Annotated in this window: 17 protein-coding genes and 1 pseudogene; 7 read left to right on the top strand and 11 right to left on the bottom strand. The window is 50.9% G+C overall.

Annotation, left to right across the window (positions count from 1 at the left end):
* Positions 1 to 276: 276 nt before the first annotated feature.
* Complete coding sequence (locus AB4K05_RS14595; RefSeq protein ID WP_368480665.1) at positions 277 to 570, bottom strand: YebO family protein; 294 nt, start codon at positions 568 to 570, stop codon at positions 277 to 279.
* A 73-nt stretch (positions 571 to 643) separates the two neighbouring features.
* On the bottom strand, positions 644 to 787 hold the full coding sequence (gene mgrB, locus AB4K05_RS14590; protein WP_368480664.1) for a PhoP/PhoQ regulator MgrB: 144 nt from the start codon (positions 785 to 787) through the stop codon (positions 644 to 646).
* A gap of 168 nt (positions 788 to 955) precedes the next feature.
* On the opposite strand from mgrB, the gene AB4K05_RS14585 reads away from it, so the two are divergent.
* Positions 956 to 1,195 carry a YobH family protein gene (locus AB4K05_RS14585; RefSeq protein WP_368480663.1) on the top strand — a complete coding sequence of 80 codons (240 nt, stop codon included), beginning with the start codon at positions 956 to 958 and terminating at the stop codon, positions 1,193 to 1,195.
* Between the two features lie 49 nt (positions 1,196 to 1,244).
* Here the strand turns inward: AB4K05_RS14585 and kdgR are convergent, their stop codons facing one another.
* A complete protein-coding gene (kdgR, locus tag AB4K05_RS14580) occupies positions 1,245 to 2,036 on the bottom strand; it encodes a DNA-binding transcriptional regulator KdgR (RefSeq protein WP_368480662.1) in 792 nt (263 codons plus the stop codon).
* A 177-nt stretch (positions 2,037 to 2,213) separates the two neighbouring features.
* Between kdgR and AB4K05_RS14575 the strand changes: the two genes are divergently transcribed.
* Positions 2,214 to 3,587 carry an MFS transporter gene (locus AB4K05_RS14575; protein WP_368480661.1) on the top strand — a complete coding sequence of 458 codons (1,374 nt, stop codon included), beginning with the start codon at positions 2,214 to 2,216 and terminating at the stop codon, positions 3,585 to 3,587.
* A gap of 62 nt (positions 3,588 to 3,649) precedes the next feature.
* Here AB4K05_RS14575 and htpX read toward each other — a convergent pair whose 3' ends face one another.
* The 4 genes from htpX to AB4K05_RS14555 all read right to left on the bottom strand — a co-directional run bounded on the left by htpX (position 3,650) and on the right by AB4K05_RS14555 (position 8,084).
* A complete protein-coding gene (gene htpX, locus AB4K05_RS14570; RefSeq protein WP_052285635.1) occupies positions 3,650 to 4,534 on the bottom strand; it encodes a protease HtpX in 885 nt (294 codons plus the stop codon).
* A 194-nt stretch (positions 4,535 to 4,728) separates the two neighbouring features.
* Positions 4,729 to 6,777, bottom strand: coding sequence for a carboxy terminal-processing peptidase (gene prc, locus AB4K05_RS14565; protein ID WP_368480660.1), 2,049 nt, complete (start codon positions 6,775 to 6,777; stop codon positions 4,729 to 4,731).
* 19 nt (positions 6,778 to 6,796) lie between these two features.
* On the bottom strand, positions 6,797 to 7,489 hold the full coding sequence (gene proQ / locus AB4K05_RS14560; protein WP_368480659.1) for an RNA chaperone ProQ: 693 nt from the start codon (positions 7,487 to 7,489) through the stop codon (positions 6,797 to 6,799).
* Between the two features lie 97 nt (positions 7,490 to 7,586).
* Entirely contained in the window at positions 7,587 to 8,084 is a 498-nt protein-coding gene (locus AB4K05_RS14555; RefSeq protein WP_368480658.1) for a GAF domain-containing protein, read from the bottom strand.
* Positions 8,085 to 8,227: 143 nt separating this feature from the next.
* On the opposite strand from AB4K05_RS14555, the gene yebS reads away from it, so the two are divergent.
* The 4 genes from yebS (at position 8,228) to AB4K05_RS14535 (ending at position 13,980) form a co-directional block, all read left to right on the top strand.
* Positions 8,228 to 9,511, top strand: coding sequence for a membrane integrity lipid transport subunit YebS (yebS, locus tag AB4K05_RS14550; protein ID WP_368480657.1), 1,284 nt, complete (start codon positions 8,228 to 8,230; stop codon positions 9,509 to 9,511).
* Positions 9,480 to 12,113: an MlaD family protein gene (locus AB4K05_RS14545; protein ID WP_368480656.1), complete on the top strand. Its 2,634-nt coding sequence runs from the start codon at positions 9,480 to 9,482 to the stop codon at positions 12,111 to 12,113. The genes yebS and AB4K05_RS14545 overlap by 32 nt, the downstream gene beginning before the upstream one ends.
* A 78-nt stretch (positions 12,114 to 12,191) precedes the next feature.
* Positions 12,192 to 13,631 carry a 16S rRNA (cytosine(1407)-C(5))-methyltransferase RsmF gene (gene rsmF / locus AB4K05_RS14540; RefSeq protein WP_368480655.1) on the top strand — a complete coding sequence of 480 codons (1,440 nt, stop codon included), beginning with the start codon at positions 12,192 to 12,194 and terminating at the stop codon, positions 13,629 to 13,631.
* A gap of 109 nt (positions 13,632 to 13,740) precedes the next feature.
* Positions 13,741 to 13,980, top strand: a complete 240-nt coding sequence (locus AB4K05_RS14535) for a YebV family protein (protein ID WP_368480654.1) — start codon at positions 13,741 to 13,743, stop codon at positions 13,978 to 13,980.
* Between the two features lie 31 nt (positions 13,981 to 14,011).
* On the opposite strand, the gene lpxP is transcribed toward AB4K05_RS14535, so the two are convergent.
* From lpxP to AB4K05_RS14515, 4 genes and pseudogenes are all read right to left on the bottom strand, one after another.
* Positions 14,012 to 14,947, bottom strand: coding sequence for a kdo(2)-lipid IV(A) palmitoleoyltransferase (gene lpxP, locus AB4K05_RS14530; RefSeq protein WP_368480949.1), 936 nt, complete (start codon positions 14,945 to 14,947; stop codon positions 14,012 to 14,014).
* Between the two features lie 492 nt (positions 14,948 to 15,439).
* Positions 15,440 to 15,603 (bottom strand): annotated as a pseudogene (locus AB4K05_RS14525) (DUF1367 family protein); the annotation flags it as partial.
* Positions 15,604 to 15,713: 110 nt separating this feature from the next.
* Positions 15,714 to 15,941: a hypothetical protein gene (locus tag AB4K05_RS14520; protein ID WP_368480653.1), complete on the bottom strand. Its 228-nt coding sequence runs from the start codon at positions 15,939 to 15,941 to the stop codon at positions 15,714 to 15,716.
* Positions 15,942 to 16,025: 84 nt separating this feature from the next.
* The gene (locus AB4K05_RS14515; protein WP_368480948.1) at positions 16,026 to 16,202 is read right to left on the bottom strand and encodes a cold-shock protein; all 177 of its coding nucleotides are present in this window, start codon (positions 16,200 to 16,202) and stop codon (positions 16,026 to 16,028) included.
* Positions 16,203 to 16,347: 145 nt separating this feature from the next.
* Here AB4K05_RS14515 and AB4K05_RS14510 point away from each other — a divergent pair, with 145 nt between their 5' ends.
* Complete coding sequence (locus tag AB4K05_RS14510; RefSeq protein WP_368480947.1) at positions 16,348 to 16,518, top strand: YnfU family zinc-binding protein; 171 nt, start codon at positions 16,348 to 16,350, stop codon at positions 16,516 to 16,518.
* Positions 16,519 to 16,762: the final 244 nt, after the last annotated feature.

Here is a 16,762-nt window from a genome sequence, read left to right as displayed (position 1 = left end):
AGCAGGGATACTATACAAAACCGAGCCATAATATATTCGAGGCATAGGGAATAACTTAAATGAGGCTCCAATAACAATAACATATCGTTATAGATTGCTGAACTTGGTGCTGACGTTGAATTGTGCGCAAAAAAACACCATCGGTTGCGCAAAAAGACGCTAGGGCAACGCAAGGGGAATAATCAGAGGGTTAATATCATAAGATGCACCAGAAAAGGGCATCGGGTTACGTCCGGCAGCCTATTGCAGGCTGACCGGAGTCGTCATACTACGAAATTATCGTTCTGCAACTAAGCGGATAAAATCGTCTTCTTTATCTTCTTCTACAGCTTCAGCCTTAGGCGCATCTTCCTCTTTTTTCTCGGGCTCATTTGCTTCGCACAAACGACGCAGCAACGCATTTTGGCGTTTTTGCTGGTCGAGCAACGATTCAAGGAGTTCGATTTGTTCGTTAGCACGAGAACTGGCGCGATTCACAAAAAACCACAAAACCAGACCGACTAACAACAAGAGAAAGGATAATGCCAGTGAAACCAGATTTAAGGCCCCAGAACTTACTAGATCACTCATTTTACCACCTCAAAAGGAACGATCTATTCTACCACTCAGGCTACGGAAGGAAATCGCTGTCAGTAAAAATGTTTTACCAGGGTATGAACCTGTTGATGCTGCATATGCCGCTAAAAAACTGAACGTCCTGATCGCACATTACGTTGATCATTTGCGTCCACAATAGCATACAGGCAGCAATTACGAGTATCAGTAATACCCACCGAAACTTTTTCACTCCATTCTCCGCATGACTTCTTAATCAGATGCAACCAAGTTAGCATGCTAACCTTAAACCGCGGCTAACTGTAATAGCATCTAGCGATTTTAGGAATCATAGACTTGTTTCAATCGGTTATCGAAGTAACGTAGTATCCATGGATCAAATAGTAGAAGAGGAATTCCTATGCGCCTGTTTATTAGAACCATCGTCTTTTTGGTTATCGTTGCCATTGGCGTCCTCCTGAGCGGGTATGGCGTACTCGCGGGAAGCCAGAAGACGGCTGGAGGTTTGGGGTTGCAATGTAAGTACCTGACAGCGCAGGGATTCAGTACTGCATTTTACCTGCACGGGGATAACGGCATTGTCGGCAGATCAAGCTGCCCGCTGCTGCGCAAAAGCGCAAGCGTAGTCGATGAAGGCTAATAAAAGATAAAAAAAAGCCCGGTCATCGCCGGGCTTTTTACTATCAGACTTAGAATGGATAATTGTTGTAACCCATCTGCTCTGAAATTTTACGCGCTGCGGTATGCAACATCTCTACATACTCATGCAGACGCTCTTCTGAGAAACGCAGCGTTGGGAAAGAGATACTTAACCCAGCGATAACCACGCCAAAACGGTCGAATACCGGTACGCCGATACAGCGCAAACCTTCTTCCTGCTCTTCGTTGTCCTCGCCATAACCCTGTTTACGCACCTGCTCGAGTACGGTGATCAGTTCATCGGTACTCGCAATGGTGCGCTCGGTGCTGCACTTGTATTCCACGCCTTCAAGAATCTGACGTACTTCGTCAGTTTCACGCCAGGCCAGCAGCACTTTACCAATTGCTGTACTGTACAGCGGGTTACGACGACCGACGCGGGAGTACATGCGCAGGTTGTACATGGAGTCGATTTTGTGGATGTAGACAATGCTGTCTTCATCCAGCGCCCCAAGGTGGACCGTTTCTTTCGTTAGACGAGAGAGTTCACGCATTTGGATATCCGCACTGCGGATCAAATCGACGTTCTGTAATGCGCGAGCACCCAACTCAAACAGCTTCAGCGTGAGCGAATACTTCTCGGATTCCCCTTCCTGGGCAACGTACCCCAATGATTTCATGGTCTGCAAAAAGCGATAAACGGTGCTTTTTGACATCATGACGCGCTGCGAAAGTTCAGTAATACCGATTTCGCGTTCTTCGCCAAGTGCCTGCAGGATACCAAAAACCTTTAGTACCGAAGAGACAGAATCTGGCTGCTTGTCCAAATCCGCTGCTGACATTTATCACCTCATCGCAACTGTTTTATAAAAATTAGAACCGGTTTTTATTATAATTTCGCATTCTGTTTGTAGCAATGAAACTTCTGTGACCTGGTTACAAATCTGCGACATTCAAATGATTAATCAATGCTAGAATCATTCTCTGGTTAATAATTTCCCCAAAAACAAGTTTTCCACATGACTAAACCTCTGACAGATGGCTTACCGCTACCCCAGCGCTACGGAGCCATTCTCACGATTGTGATTGGTATTACGATGGCGGTACTCGATGGCGCGATTGCCAACGTTGCTCTGCCGACCATCGCCAGCGACCTTAATGCATCGCCTGCGGCCTCTATTTGGATAGTCAACGCCTATCAGATAGCGATTGTTATCTCTCTACTGTCTCTCGCTTTCTTAGGCGACATGATAGGCTACCACCGAATCTATAAAGCAGGGCTAATCGTTTTTACCCTCGCTTCGCTGTTTTGCGCACTGTCCCATTCGCTTGAGATGCTTACTCTTGCCCGTATCTTGCAGGGCTTTGGCGGCGCAGCGTTGATGAGCGTAAACACGGCGCTTATTCGCCTGATTTATCCACAGCGCCAGCTTGGACGCGGTATGGGGATTAACTCCTTCGTTGTCGCCGTTTCTTCCGCTGCGGGGCCGACGATTGCCGCCGCCATTTTGTCGCTGGCTTCCTGGCAATGGTTATTTCTTGTCAACGTTCCGCTGGGGATCATTTCATGGCTGCTGGCAGTTCGCTTTTTGCCATCAAACGGGACCCGCAGCCAAACGCAGCGGTTCGATCTGCCAAGCGCGGTGATGAATGCCCTCACCTTCGGTTTGTTGATTACCGCACTGAGCAGCTTCGCTCAGGGCCAATCACTGGTGTGGGTTGGCGTCGAATTGGTGGCTTTGCTGATCGTTGGTTACTTCTTCGTTCGTCGCCAGTTGCACCTGCCGGTGCCGCTACTGCCGGTTGATTTGCTGCGCATTCCGCTTTTCTCGCTGTCGATCTGTACCTCCATCTGTTCCTTTTGCGCGCAAATGCTGGCGATGGTGTCGCTTCCGTTCTTCCTACAAAGCATCGTTGGCCGTAGCGAAGTGGAAACCGGTCTGTTGCTAACACCGTGGCCGCTGGCGACCATGGTCATGGCGCCACTGGCGGGTTATCTGATTGAGCGCGTACACGCTGGTTTGTTGGGCGCACTGGGAATGGGCATTATGGCCTGCGGCTTATTTGCAATGGCAATGCTGCCGTCAGCGCCGAGTGATATCGATATTATCTGGCGCATGCTGCTGTGCGGTGCAGGTTTTGGCCTGTTCCAGTCGCCGAATAACCACACCATTATTTCCTCCGCGCCACGCAATCGCAGCGGCGGTGCAAGCGGAATGCTAGGAACAGCACGATTGCTGGGGCAAAGCACCGGCGCCGCGTTGGTTGCGCTGATGTTCAACGTCTTTGGCACCGGCGGCACGCACATTTCGCTGCTGCTGGCCGGTACGCTCGCCGTGGTCGCCACGCTGTTTAGCGGGCTGCGGGTCACTCAACCACGAGCACAAAGCTAACAACCGACAGAGCCAAATTTCGCTGGGCCCAAAAGAAAAGCGCCTCATTCGAGGCGCTTTTTTTATTTCATATATTCGCCGCTGCGCAGCGCTTCAATACGTTTATCTAACGGTGGGTGAGTCATGAACATTTCGCTCAGCGACTTCGATTTACCGTTGATACAAAACGCCATCATGCTGCTGGCTTCCTGCGGTTCGTAGCTGGTTTTCAGACGCTGCAAGGCAGCAATCATCTTCTCACGACCAACCAGTTTCGCCGAGCCGGCATCCGCATGGAACTCACGGTAGCGAGAGAACCACATGGTAATAATGCTCGCCAGAATACCGAACACCAGTTCCAACACCATGGAAACGGCGAAATAGATAAGCGGGTTACCGTTGCCGCCCTCTTCACCTTCATCACGGTTGCCGCCGAGGAAACCGGCCGCTATCTGCGCGATAACGCGGGAGATAAAGATAACAAAGGTGTTCACAATGCCCTGAATCAGAGTCATCGTCACCATGTCACCGTTGGCAATATGGCTGATCTCATGGGCAATAACGGCTTCCGCTTCGTCACGGCTCATGTTCTGTAGCAGACCGGTGCTCACCGCCACCAGCGAGGCGTCACGGCGCGCACCGGTTGCGAAGGCGTTGATATCCGGCGCGTGGTATAGCGCAACCTGTGGCATCGCAATACCTACCTGCTCTGACTGACGAGCAACGGTTTGCAACAACCAACGTTCCTGTTCGTTGCGTGGTTGCTCAATAACTTCACCACCGACCGATTTCAGGGCCATCCATTTCGACATCATCAATGAAACAATGGAACCGCCAAAACCAAAAAGCAGCGCCATAATCAGCAGACCCGTCATGCTGCTCGACTGAATTCCCGTCAGGCTTAGCACCAGCCCAAACACAACCATAACTGCCAGGTTGGTCATCAGGAAAAGCGCGATTCGCATCATAATTTACTTTTAACCTCTTCTTAACAAAACGCACTATGCGATTACCCATATCGTAGGGGCAATACGGCGATTTTCAACGATTACGTGAGGCTAAGTCACCAGAAAGACACAACTTTACATTTTGTAGCATAGTTGTTGACGTGAAGATGAGGGAGATAAAAAAAACAGGCACAATTGCTTGTGCCTGTTGGAGGTTATTTACTCGCAGTCGGTTGTTCTGCGGGAGTGGCCTTCTCAATCCTTGCCAAGTCGACGGCAATATTCACCGTTTCGTCGAGGTATGGATCTGGCTCTTTATAGTCTTTCGGCAGATCTTCGAGTTTCTTCAGCGGCGGCTTGCCTTCGCGTTTATAGCGATCGTTAATCCGCGCCAAACGTGTCGCGTCATCTTCATTATTCTCTTTCTCACGCTGTGCGTAGTTCAGAGAAGCGATATTGCGTTTATCCCTCAATGCATTGAAGTGAGCAATATCTTTAGCGATGTACTGGAACTCAGGATCTTTCGCGATACGTTCGTCGTGTAGCTTCAGCAACTGAGGTTCGAACGGCGCCATATCGCCCGACGTCACGTAGGTAGCAGCATTGACGCTATCCCATGGCAACGCGTTGTCTTCGAACTTCTCACCGGTTTCGGTCACTTCTTTGCCGGTCGGCATCAGAATATCCGGCGTCACGCCTTTACGCTGAGTACTGCCACCGTTGATGCGGTAGAATTTCTGAATGGTGTACTGGACGGAACCCAGCGCTGGCCATTCAGGGCGCAGCATCTGATCGTAAATGCGGTTCAGCGAACGGTACTGCTGCACCGTGCCTTTACCAAAGGTCGGTTCACCGACGATCAGCGCACGACCATAATCCTGCATCGCGGCGGCAAAGATTTCCGAAGCCGAGGCGCTAAAGCGGTCAACCAGCACCACCAGCGGACCTTTGTAATAAACCACGCCGTCGGTATCGCTATCTTCGCGAACCTTACCGTTGTTATCACGCACCTGAACTACCGGGCCGGACGGAATAAACAGACCGGAAAGCGATACCGCTTCGGTCAGCGCCCCGCCGCCGTTGCTGCGCAGATCGATAATCACGCTGCTGACGTTCTGTTTTTCCAGCTTCTGCAGCTGAACCTTAACATCCTCGGTCAGACCCACGTAGAAGCCTGGAATGTCGAGCACGCCAACTTTTTCGCTGCCAACGCTTTTCACCGACATTTTCACCGCGCGGTCTTCAAGACGAATACGCTCACGGGTCAAGGTCACGATGCGGGTTTTCGATCCTTTACCTGCAGGAAGCACTTCCAGACGTACTTTGCTGCCTTTTGGCCCTTTAATCAGTGCCACGACATCGTCCAGACGCCAGCCAATCACATCAACCATGCCTTTGCCGGTCTGCCCCACGCCGACAATGCGATCGCCAACGCTAATCGCTTTGCTTTTCGCCGCTGGGCCGCCTGCTACCATGGAATTAATGACGGTGTAGTCATCATCCATTTGCAGCACCGCGCCAATACCTTCCAGAGACAGGCTCATTTCGGTATTAAACTGTTCGGTGTTGCGTGGTGAAAGGTAGTTGGTATGAGGATCAATTTCCCGGGCAAAAGAGGTCATTGCCAGCGAGAAGACATCTTCACTGTTGGTCTGCGCCAGACGACGGATCGCAAATTTATAGCGACGCGCCAGCGTGTCATGAATTTCTTTATCGTCTTTACCGGCCAGCTTCAGACTCAGCTGATCGTACTTAACCTTGCCGTCCCACAGCGCATTCAGCTCGGCCTGATCTTTTGGCCACGGCGCTTTAGAGCGGTCGAGGTTGAAAGTATCGTTACCGGTGAAGTTCATCGGGCGCTCAAGCACCTTTAGCGCATACTCATAGCGCTCAAAGCGGCGTTTCTGTGCCAGGTTGTAGAAATCGTAAAAGACGTCCAGTTTGCCCGAACGAAGCTCATCGCCAATCTGTCCTTTTTTCGAGGAAAACTGCTCAACGTCGCTGGCGAGCAGCACATTGTGGCTGTAATCCAGCAGGTTCAGATAGCGATCGAAAATTTTAGCCGAGAAAGCTTGGTCGAGATCAAACTGGCGATAATGAGAACGGGTAAAGCGCGAGGTTACGCGCTCGCTCACCGTGGCATGTTGCGTCTCTTCCTTAAGGATTGGAAGTTGGTCAACACGGGTAATATCTTCAACCGCTACGGCCTGGCCTGTTAGTAATAACAGGCCAGTAAGCGCGGAGAGCCTAAAGAATTTGTTCATGCCTGGCCCGGCCTCCGTTTCAGAACACCAGGTGTTCTGCGCGTACAATCATTGACAGACCCGAAGTAAGCTGCACGCGAACGCCATCTTTGGTGATTTCTAGAATCGTGGCGTCCATCGCGCTGTTGCCCGCTTTAACTTTCAGCGCTTGCCCAACGTTTAGCGTCGACAAGTCAGATACCGGAGTCAGCTTCTCTTCACGCACTTCACGAACGGCTTTAGCAGCAGGTTTCGCAGTGACGGCGTGCGGCTTACGCTCGGCCCCTTCTTTGCGACGCACTGGTGGGCGTGGTTTACGCTCACGACGTGGCGCATCGCCTTGCTCACCTGCAGCAGCTGCCGCTTCGCGTTTTTTCGCCTGCTGTTCAGCACGCTGTGCCTGAACGCGAGCTTTGGCTTCTTCAAGCTGCTGACGGGCGTGTGCCACATGCTGCTCGTCGAGTTCACCACATGGGTTACCGTCGAGATCAACGCGGACTGCACCCGCTTTGATACCGTAAAGGTAGCGCCAGCTTGAAGTATAAAGACGTAATGCGGAGCGCAGTTGCGTTTTGCTGAGGTTCAATTCCCCTTCAACACGCGCAACGAGATCCTGAAAAATCCCCACTTTCAGGGGACGAGCCTCACCTTCCGCACTAAAACACTGTGGGAAACGTTCGGCCAAAAATGCGATAACTTCTTTACTGCTATTCAACTTAGGTTGATTTTCCATGAAATTTCCTGATTACAACGGACGTAGCCAACAAGCCGCAGGCATGAACAGGCGACATTATAATGACGTCATCCGTAAATGCTACGTTATCCGTTGATTATCCTGCGACGGGTGCAAAGAATTTTTGATAATCGGTAGCTTCAAGCACTTTTTGAAGGTGGCCGACCAGTTCAACCAGACCCTGTTCGTCTTCTTGCGTGAAGCGCGAGAAGACGGTGCTGTCGATATCCAGCACGCCAATAACCTGGCCGTTAACCTGCAGCGGCAGCACAATTTCAGCGTTGCTCGACGCGTCGCAGGCGATATGGCCATCAAAAGCATGAACATCTTCTATGCGTTGCACGCTGTTTGTCGCAACCGCCGTCCCACAAACGCCGCGCCCCACCGGAATACGCACACAGGCAATTTTCCCTTGGAATGGCCCAAGTACCAGCGTTTCGCCTTCCAGCAGATAAAATCCCGCCCAGTTTACCTCAGACAAACGCTCGTACAGCAGCGCGCTGGTGTTGGAGATTACCGCTAAGAAATTTGTTTCACCTGCCATTAACGCCTGAAAATCACGGTTCAAATCCGCGTAAAATTCTGTTTTGCTCATTATTCAATCACTATTGTTTACGATGTTACTGATTCGTTAACCAGTCTACGGTCTTATAAAATACGCATTAAGTGCGCTTGGACTCAAGATGAATCCATACTTAGGTTAAGATAGAGTTATACATTCATTTATCAATGTAATAAATGGCACTGACAACTTCACGTATAACGCCGACGAAAAAAATACGCATTCACGCGATCAGCGAACCATTACCGTGGGCACATTACCAACGTTGCCCTCAGTGCGATACGCTTTTTCGGTTACCGGTAGTAAAATCATCGCAAAGCGCATACTGCCCGCTCTGTAACGCGAAAGTCCGCGAGGGGCGCGATTGGTCGCTAACCCGTCTTGGTGCAATGGCGATTACCATGCTGCTGTTAATGCCTTTCGCGTGGAGCGAGCCGCTGCTCCGACTGCACCTGCTTGGCGTGCGAATTGATGCCAGCCTGCTGGCCGGTATCTGGCAAATGACGGACCAGGGTGACCCGGTGACGGCAGCGATGGTTTTTTTCTGTACCGTTGCCGCCCCCGCCGTGCTGGTGCTAGCTATCGCCTATTTGTGGCTGGGTAATATTCTAGGTATGAATCTTCGCCCGGTCCTGTTGATGCTCGATAAACTCAAAGAGTGGGTGATGCTCGACATCTACCTCGTGGGTATCGCCGTGGCATCGATAAAGGTGCAGGACTACGCATTTTTGCAGCCAGGCATTGGCCTGTTGGCATTTATCTCGTTAGTGGTGCTCAGCATTTTGACCCTTATCCATCTCAATATTGAGCAACTGTGGGAGCGTTTTTATCCGCAACGTCCTGCAACGCGCCCTGACGCTAATCTACGCGTTTGCCTTGAGTGTCATTACACCGGTTTTGCCGACGCCCGCGGGCGCTGCCGCCGCTGCCACACGCCGCTACGCTTTCGTCGCCGCCATAGCCTGCAAAAAAGCTGGGCGGCACTCGTCGCCTCCATCGTGTTCATTTTACCGGCCAACCTGCTGCCAATATCCATTATCTATATGAACGGCAATCGTCAGGAAGACACCATCATGACCGGGATTATGTCTCTCGCTAACAGCAATGTTGCCGTCGCGGCGGTGGTTTTTATCGCCAGTATTCTGGTGCCGTTTACCAAAATAATCGTCATGCTGACGCTGCTTATCAGCATTGGTTTTAAATGCGAACAAGGCCTTCGTACGCGGATCCTGTTGCTGCGTTTCGTGACCTGGATTGGCCGTTGGTCAATGCTCGATCTGTTTGTGATTTCATTAACCATGTCGCTCATCAATCGCGATCAGCTTCTCGCTTTCACGATGGGTCCCGCTGCGTTTTATTTTGGCGCTGCGGTAATATTAACTATTCTTGCTGTTGAATGGCTGGACAGCCGCTTACTTTGGGACGCACATGAGTCAGGAAACGCCCGCTTCACAGACTGAAGCGCGAATTAAAACAAAACGTCGCATCTCTCCGTTTTGGCTACTGCCGGTCATCGCACTGTTGATTGCCGGCTGGCTTATCTGGAACAGCTACGAAGACCGGGGCACCACCATTACCATCGACTTTATGTCGGCGGATGGTATTGTCCCCGGGCGTACGCCCGTGCGCTTCCAAGGGGTTGAGGTCGGCACCGTGCAGGACATTCGCTTAGCTCGCGATCGCAGCAAAATTGAGGTCCGCGCCAGCATTAAAAGCGATATGGAAGATGCACTGCGCGACGATACCCAGTTCTGGCTGGTTACGCCTAAAGCATCGCTTGCGGGGGTTTCCGGTCTCGATGCGTTAGTGGGCGGCAACTATATCGGCATGATGCCCGGCAAAGGCGAGCCGCGCGATCGCTTTACCGCGCTGGATACCCAACCTAAGTACCGACTCAACAACGGCGAACTGATGATCCATCTGCATGCGCCTGATTTAGGTTCACTAAGCAGTGGGTCGCTGGTCTATTTCCGTAAGATTCCGGTAGGCCGCGTCTATGATTACGCGATTAACCCGAATAGCCAAGGCGTCACTATCGACGTGCTGGTTGATCGTCGATTTACCAATCTGGTGAAAAAAGGCAGTCGTTTCTGGAACGTTTCTGGCGTCAAGGCCGATGTCGGCCTGAGCGGCGCCAAAGTCCAGTTGGAAAGCCTTTCGGCACTGGTCAATGGCGCGATTGCCTTTGATTCACCCGCTGATTCAAAAACGGCAGAGCAGAACGACGAATACGGGCTATATGAAGATCTGGCGCACAGTCAGCGCGGCGTGATTATCCAACTCCGGCTGCCAAGCGGCGATGGTCTGAAAGCCGGTTCGACCCCGATGCTCTATCAGGGGCTGGAAGTGGGTCAACTCACCAAGCTGAATCTCAACCCTGACGGTTCGGTTACCGGTGAGATGACCGTCGATCCCAGCGTGGTTTCCCTGCTGCGCGAAAAAACGCGTATCGAACTGCACCAGCCTAAACTGACGCTGGATAATCCTAACCTCAGCATGCTGCTAACCGGCAGTACCTTTGAGTTAGTCCCCGGCGAGGGTGATCCTAAAGACCACTTTGCCGTGTTAGCCGCCGATAAAACGCTGCTACAACAGCCCGGCGTGATGACGCTGACGCTGACCGCGCCAGAAAGCTATGGCATCGATGGCGGTCAGCCAATCATGCTGCATGGTGTGAAAATTGGTCAGGTTCTCCAACGCACGCTAGGTGCGAAAGGGATAGAGTTTGCTATCGCCATCGATCCGCAATACCGCGAACTGGTGCACGGCGACAGCAAGTTTGTCGTGAATAGCAAGATGGATGTGAAGGTCGGCATTGACGGCGTGGAGTTCCTCGGCGCCAGCGCCAACGAATGGCTGAGCGGCGGCATCCGTATTCTGCCGGGTGAAAAAGGTCCGATGAAGTCCAGCTATCCGCTGTATTCGAATCTGGAAAAAGCGCAGGAAAATAACCTGAGTGATTATCCCACCACCACATTGATGCTGACGGCAGAAACTCTACCGGATATTCAGACCGGTTCCGTGGTGCTGTACCGCAAATTTGAAGTGGGTGAAATCACCTCCGTCCAGCCACGCGCCAACGCCTTTGATATCGCGGTGCATATTAAGCCGGAATACCGTTCGCTCTTGACGCCAAACAGCGTCTTTTGGGCCGAAGGCGGCGCAAAAGTGCAGCTTAACGGCAGCGGCTTAACGGTGCAGGCGTCTCCGCTCTCGCGGGCGTTAAAAGGTGCAGTCAGCTTTGATAACATCAATCAGGCCAGCAACGGCAGCCGTAAAGGCGATAAGCGAGTCTTATTCCCGAATGAAACGGCAGCACGCGCAATCGGTGGACAAATCACCCTGCACGCCTTCGATGCCGATAAGCTTTCTGCGGGGATGCCAATTCGCTATTTAGGTATTGATATTGGGCAGGTGCAAAATCTAGAGCTGAACGCCTCGCGTAACGAAGTCCAAGCCAGCGCCGTGCTCTATCCGGAATACGTGAGTACCTTCGCACGTCGCGGCACTCGTTTCTCGGTCATCACACCGCAAATTTCAGCAGCTGGCGTTGAGCATCTCAATACGCTGCTTCAGCCTTACGTAAACGTCGAGCCAGGGCATGGTGAAATTCGCCGCGACTTTGAGCTTCAGGAAGCGACCATTTCGGATTCCCGTTACCTTAACGGCCTGAATATCGTGGTCGAAGCACCGGAAGCTGGCTCGATGAATATTGGCACCCCGGTGCTGTTCCGTGGTCTAGAGGTGGGCACCGTCACCGGCCTGCGTCTGGGAAGTCTCTCCGATCGCGTGATGATTGAAATGCGCATTGGTCAGCGCTACCAGCATTTGGTGCGTAATAACTCGGTCTTCTGGCTGGCATCGGGATACAGTCTCGACTTTGGTCTGATTGGTGGCGTCGTGAAGACCGGCACCTTTAATCAGTTCATTCGCGGCGGCATTGCCTTCGCGACACCGCCGGGAACACCGTTGGCGCCGAAAGCGCAAGAAGGTAAGCACTTCTTGTTGTTGGAGTCAGAACCTAAAGAATGGCGTGAATGGGGCACCGCCCTCCCACGTTAAATCCTTACGCGCCGGTGCCCGTCACCGGCGCGTTTTATGATAGACTGTGCGCTCTTTATCTCCTTGTGGTACTCGCCAGTGGCTCAAAACTCTGTCTATTTTCCCGATGAATTCCTTGCGCAGATGCGTGAGGCCATGCCCGCTAATCTCGACTTCGATGAGTTTCTCGATGCCTGTCAGCGCCCGTTGCGCCGCAGCATTCGTATCAACACACTCAAAATATCGGTCGATGATTTCCTCGCGCTGGTCGCGCCGTACCGCTGGGCGCTGACGCCGGTGCCATGGTGTGCGGAAGGTTTCTGGATTGAACGGGATGACGAGGACAGCCTACCGCTGGGCAGTACCGCAGAGCATTTAAGCGGCCTGTTCTATATTCAGGAGGCCAGCTCAATGCTACCGGTGGCGGCCTTGTTTGCCGATGGCCTCGAGCCACTGCGGGTGATGGACGTTGCGGCAGCCCCTGGTTCTAAAACCACCCAGATTGCTGCCCGCATGAACAATCGCGGTATGCTGTTGGCCAATGAATTTTCTGCCAGCCGTGTAAAAGTCCTGCATGCCAACATCAGCCGCTGTGGCATCGCTAACACCGCCCTGACTCACTTCGATGGTCGCGTGTTCGGTGCAGCGCTGCCGGAATGTTTTGACGCTATTTTGCTGGATGCCCCCTGCTCCGGCGAGGGCGTAGTGCGTAAAGATCCCGATGCGTTAAAAAACTGGTCCCACGCCAGCAATCTGGAGATCGCGGCGACACAGCGCGAGCTTATCGACAGCGCCTTCCATGCGTTACGCCCCGGTGGCACGCTGGTTTATTCTACCTGCACACTCAACCGCGATGAGAACGAGTCGGTTATTGCATGGCTGCTGGCCCGCTATCCAGATGCGGTTGAAGTTATGCCGCTAGAAGATCTTTTCCAAACCGCCCGTCAGGCGCTAACGCCCGAGGGTTTTCTCCACGTATTCCCGCAAATTTACGACTGCGAAGGTTTCTTTGTCGCGCGACTGTGCAAAACAGCCGCCGTGGAGCCACTGCCAGCCCCTAGCTACAAGGTTGGCAAATTCCCCTTCTTACCGATGAAAACCCGTGAGTCGGCCGAGGTCGTCAACGCGGCAAAAAGCGTGAGTATTGAATGGGATGAGTCACTCAGACTGTGGCAGCGTGATAAAGAGATTTGGCTGTTCCCTGCGGAGATAGAACCGCTGCTGGGTAAAGTGCGTTTTTCACGCATTGGCTTGAAGCTGGCAGAGACCCATAACAAAGGTTTCCGCTGGCAACATGAAGCAGTCATCGCGCTGGCTAATACCGATAAACTGGGTCTAGAACTGACGGCAGAAGAAGCGCAGGAATGGTATCGCGGCCGTGATGTCTACCCGCAGCAGGCCCCTTCACATGATGACGTCATTGTCACCTTCCAAGGTTTTCCTCTGGGGTTGGCAAAGCGCATTAATTCACGGCTTAAGAACAGCTATCCGCGCGAGTTGGTTCGCGACGGTAAGCTCTTCGGCAACAGGTCGGACTAGAGAATAAAAAAAGCACGATTCTACTGGCGTAAATCTCTGCGTTGACTACGCTGAAATAGGTACGGCTAACTGGTCGTACCACGGCGGTCAGCAGATTAACGGAGAGATTATGAGTAAAACCAGCGTACGCATCGGCGCATTTGAAATTGATGATGCCGTACTGCACGTCGAGCAGCACGGCGAACGAACGTTAAGTATCCCTTGTAAGTCCGATCCTGATTTATGTATGCAGCTAGACGCTTGGGACGCTGACACCAGTATCCCAGCCCTTCTTGATGGTGAGCGTTCCGTTCTCTATCGTCAGCACTATGACCAACCTTCCGACGCCTGGGTTATGCGGCTTGTTTAACCCAAAAAGAACCCGCCTCTCGGCGGGTTATTTATTTGGCGTTCGGGACGACCTTATATAAGGAGGATTCTCCCCGTGGTCGCGTTTTAAAGCGGCGGTGTACCCAAAGATACTGTTCCGGTGCACGCAAAATCTCACGTTCAATCACTTTGTTCATATAGCTCGCGGCGGAAACTTCATCACCGCTAGGGTAATCAGTCATCGCTTCGCTAATATGCAGGGTATACCCTTTCTTATTCGGTTTACGGACCATAGTTACGGTCAACATGGCTGCGCCAGATAAACGGGACAACACATTGGTTCCGTTGGTCGTTGCGGCTTCACTCACGGAGAAGAATGGCGCAAACACGCTGCCTTTAGGACCATAGTCCTGATCTGGTGCAAACCAGACGGCTTCCCCAGCTTTCAGTGCCTGGACCAAGCCACGCAGGTTACGACGGTCGATCATCGCCTTGTTAGAACGCAGGCGGCCTTTGGTTTGAACCCACTCCATCAAAGGATCGTTGTGCGGGCGGTAGGTTGCCATCATCGGACGGCACAGCCCCATAGCACGGCCCCCTAACTCCAGCGACATGAAGTGGACACCGACAACCATCACCCCACGTTTTTCATTCAGGGCCTTCATCAGGTTGCCGTAACCTTCAACATCGAACCACTTTTTGACTCGCGCATCGCTCCAAAACCAGGCCATGCCTGTTTCGATAAGCCCCATACCGAGCGACATGAAATTTTGCTCGATGAGCTTTTCCCGCTCAGCCGCACTCATGTTGGGGAAACACAGTTCAATATTGCGCGTAGCAATTTGCTCACGGCGTTTTAAAAAACGACGTGAAGCTTTACCGACGGAGGTGCCAAGAGTATGCAACAGCGGATAAGGGAGTTGTACCACTAACCACAACAGCGCCAGAGCAAACCACTTCATTGCATTGCGCGGGTGAAGTAGGCGGGTATCAAAATTTTTGAACATCATTAATTCCAGTAACGTGGAGCACAGGTAACGCGTAAGGAAAAAACGAATCCGTTCATCTGTCTTTATGCGATACGTATAAGTGTTCGACAGTACTACGTTCGACAAATTCCCCGATCGGACGTTTATTTACATAACGTCACACTAACAGAGAAAGACGTGGCGTGGCAGGCTGTGGCTAAACTCGCCGCAAGCATGCACCTTTTCCAAACAAAAAAATAGGGTTTTTTATTAACGTTATAAAATAATTCAACAAATAGTTTGTGTTTTTATAATTAGCCGCATATGCGTTTATTGAAGCCGTATGATTTCTCATTGTTTTAGCTGAGATAGTCGATAGGCATATGGGAAAACCTGCGCGCAGTTCCTTCAAGTGCGCATGCCTTTTCGTACATCGCATCGACTAGGATCGTTCAAGGGACCGTGTCATGGTGGCAGGCCGAGCATGCAATGGTGGCATCAGACATAGTGGCGTAATTCCGATGACGCATAGACCAATGCGAAGAGACGTCGGTGGAATGCCGGGTTACGGACCCGCTTGAACTCAGCAACAACAACATCACCGAGCTTTATTTTGATTGCAGAATATCTCTGACCTCGGGCGTAGCCGGGATCAGGATTCCTGAATAGTGCTTAATTAGCTGTAACTGTGCCATGGGGTTTTCCGTGGCGCATAAGCTGTCAGTTGTTCAGGCTGATACTGACATTGCGTCCAGGTGATAATGGGGATCTCTTTATAGTCACCCATCAATACATAACAGAGTCATTATAAGAATTTTTTAGCTGCATCCAAAATTTCTTGAGTGGTTAAATGTCTGTCTGAAGCAACATACGCAACCCCATGATCTCCTGTCAGAGAAGGAAAATTTGCTGACATTATTTGAAGATAAATCTCTTCTCCATTTGGGTACTCTTGTCGTATAGATGTAATCCCATCAATAACAGGGATAGTTTTGCATGGTTGAGAATTAAAAAACACAATCACTTTTTTCATTTATCACCATGTTTCAATTAATTAATTTTTCGCCTCAGTCATTTTATTGCAGACGTAGAAAATCTTGCCAAAAAAATGACATATCTACGCTGAGGCGTTCAGAGTTTCACTCTTGATGCTCACAGACTCATTAAAAACCATGCTTGTTTTGCAAAAAATACATTTTGCACCAAATGGATTGTTTTCTGAAATATCAAAAGTTGATATTCGATATTGGGAACCATGGCAGCATGGACATCTGAAATGAATACTTAAGTTGATAAAATATACCTTTTAAGGACAGTCGCCTCGTTCTATTTTCCAGAATACTATTCTCTTTCACATTATAATTTTATGTGAATCATTCAAAAAAACGCAAGCAACTGTATGAATAAACGTGTATGGTGGCATTCCCATAAATCAGGAGATGCCTATGTCCGGACGTAAAAACACACAATCAAACCGTAATTATTTAGTTAAGTGCCTATGCCCAAACTGTTCAAAAAACTCCGAACACAGCTTCACTAGAGTCCAGAAGGGTTCTCAACTAGTCTGCCCATACTGCAGCACCTTGTTCAAATCCCAGCAACGCTTCTAAATACGTTGATATTGCCATGTCGTCCTAGTCAGAAAATCGAACCGGCTTACGACTCACCTGGCAACGCAATTAGGTAATCAGAGTTTGCATTTAAAATAGAGTGTGATGTTCTTGGAGGCAGCCTAACCTCTTACGCACTTTATTACTTTACAAGCAGTACACGCCTACTTTCAAAGTCTTCCTGCAGTAAAACTGCACTTAATCACATCATTCAGCACACTCATGCAAAAACACACCGAGCTGA

The sequence above is a fragment of the Kluyvera sp. STS39-E genome (assembly GCF_040932435.1).
Taxonomy (GTDB): domain Bacteria; phylum Pseudomonadota; class Gammaproteobacteria; order Enterobacterales; family Enterobacteriaceae; genus Kluyvera.
This window is presented reverse-complemented; position numbering and strand designations above follow the sequence as displayed.

Coding starts and splice junctions, on each gene's coding strand:
- prc (WP_368480660.1), bottom strand. CDS start 6,777: ATGAACAAATTCTTTAGGCTCTCCGCGCTTACTGGCCTGTTATTACTA.
- htpX (WP_052285635.1), bottom strand. CDS start 4,534: ATGATGCGAATCGCGCTTTTCCTGATGACCAACCTGGCAGTTATGGTT.
- AB4K05_RS14510 (WP_368480947.1), top strand. CDS start 16,348: ATGCCTATGTCCGGACGTAAAAACACACAATCAAACCGTAATTATTTA.
- yebS (WP_368480657.1), top strand. CDS start 8,228: ATGGCACTGACAACTTCACGTATAACGCCGACGAAAAAAATACGCATT.
- AB4K05_RS14545 (WP_368480656.1), top strand. CDS start 9,480: ATGAGTCAGGAAACGCCCGCTTCACAGACTGAAGCGCGAATTAAAACA.
- AB4K05_RS14555 (WP_368480658.1), bottom strand. CDS start 8,084: ATGAGCAAAACAGAATTTTACGCGGATTTGAACCGTGATTTTCAGGCG.
- proQ (WP_368480659.1), bottom strand. CDS start 7,489: ATGGAAAATCAACCTAAGTTGAATAGCAGTAAAGAAGTTATCGCATTT.
- kdgR (WP_368480662.1), bottom strand. CDS start 2,036: ATGTCAGCAGCGGATTTGGACAAGCAGCCAGATTCTGTCTCTTCGGTA.
- AB4K05_RS14575 (WP_368480661.1), top strand. CDS start 2,214: ATGACTAAACCTCTGACAGATGGCTTACCGCTACCCCAGCGCTACGGA.
- AB4K05_RS14520 (WP_368480653.1), bottom strand. CDS start 15,941: ATGAAAAAAGTGATTGTGTTTTTTAATTCTCAACCATGCAAAACTATC.
- AB4K05_RS14535 (WP_368480654.1), top strand. CDS start 13,741: ATGAGTAAAACCAGCGTACGCATCGGCGCATTTGAAATTGATGATGCC.
- lpxP (WP_368480949.1), bottom strand. CDS start 14,947: ATGTTCAAAAATTTTGATACCCGCCTACTTCACCCGCGCAATGCAATG.
- AB4K05_RS14595 (WP_368480665.1), bottom strand. CDS start 570: ATGAGTGATCTAGTAAGTTCTGGGGCCTTAAATCTGGTTTCACTGGCA.
- AB4K05_RS14585 (WP_368480663.1), top strand. CDS start 956: ATGCGCCTGTTTATTAGAACCATCGTCTTTTTGGTTATCGTTGCCATT.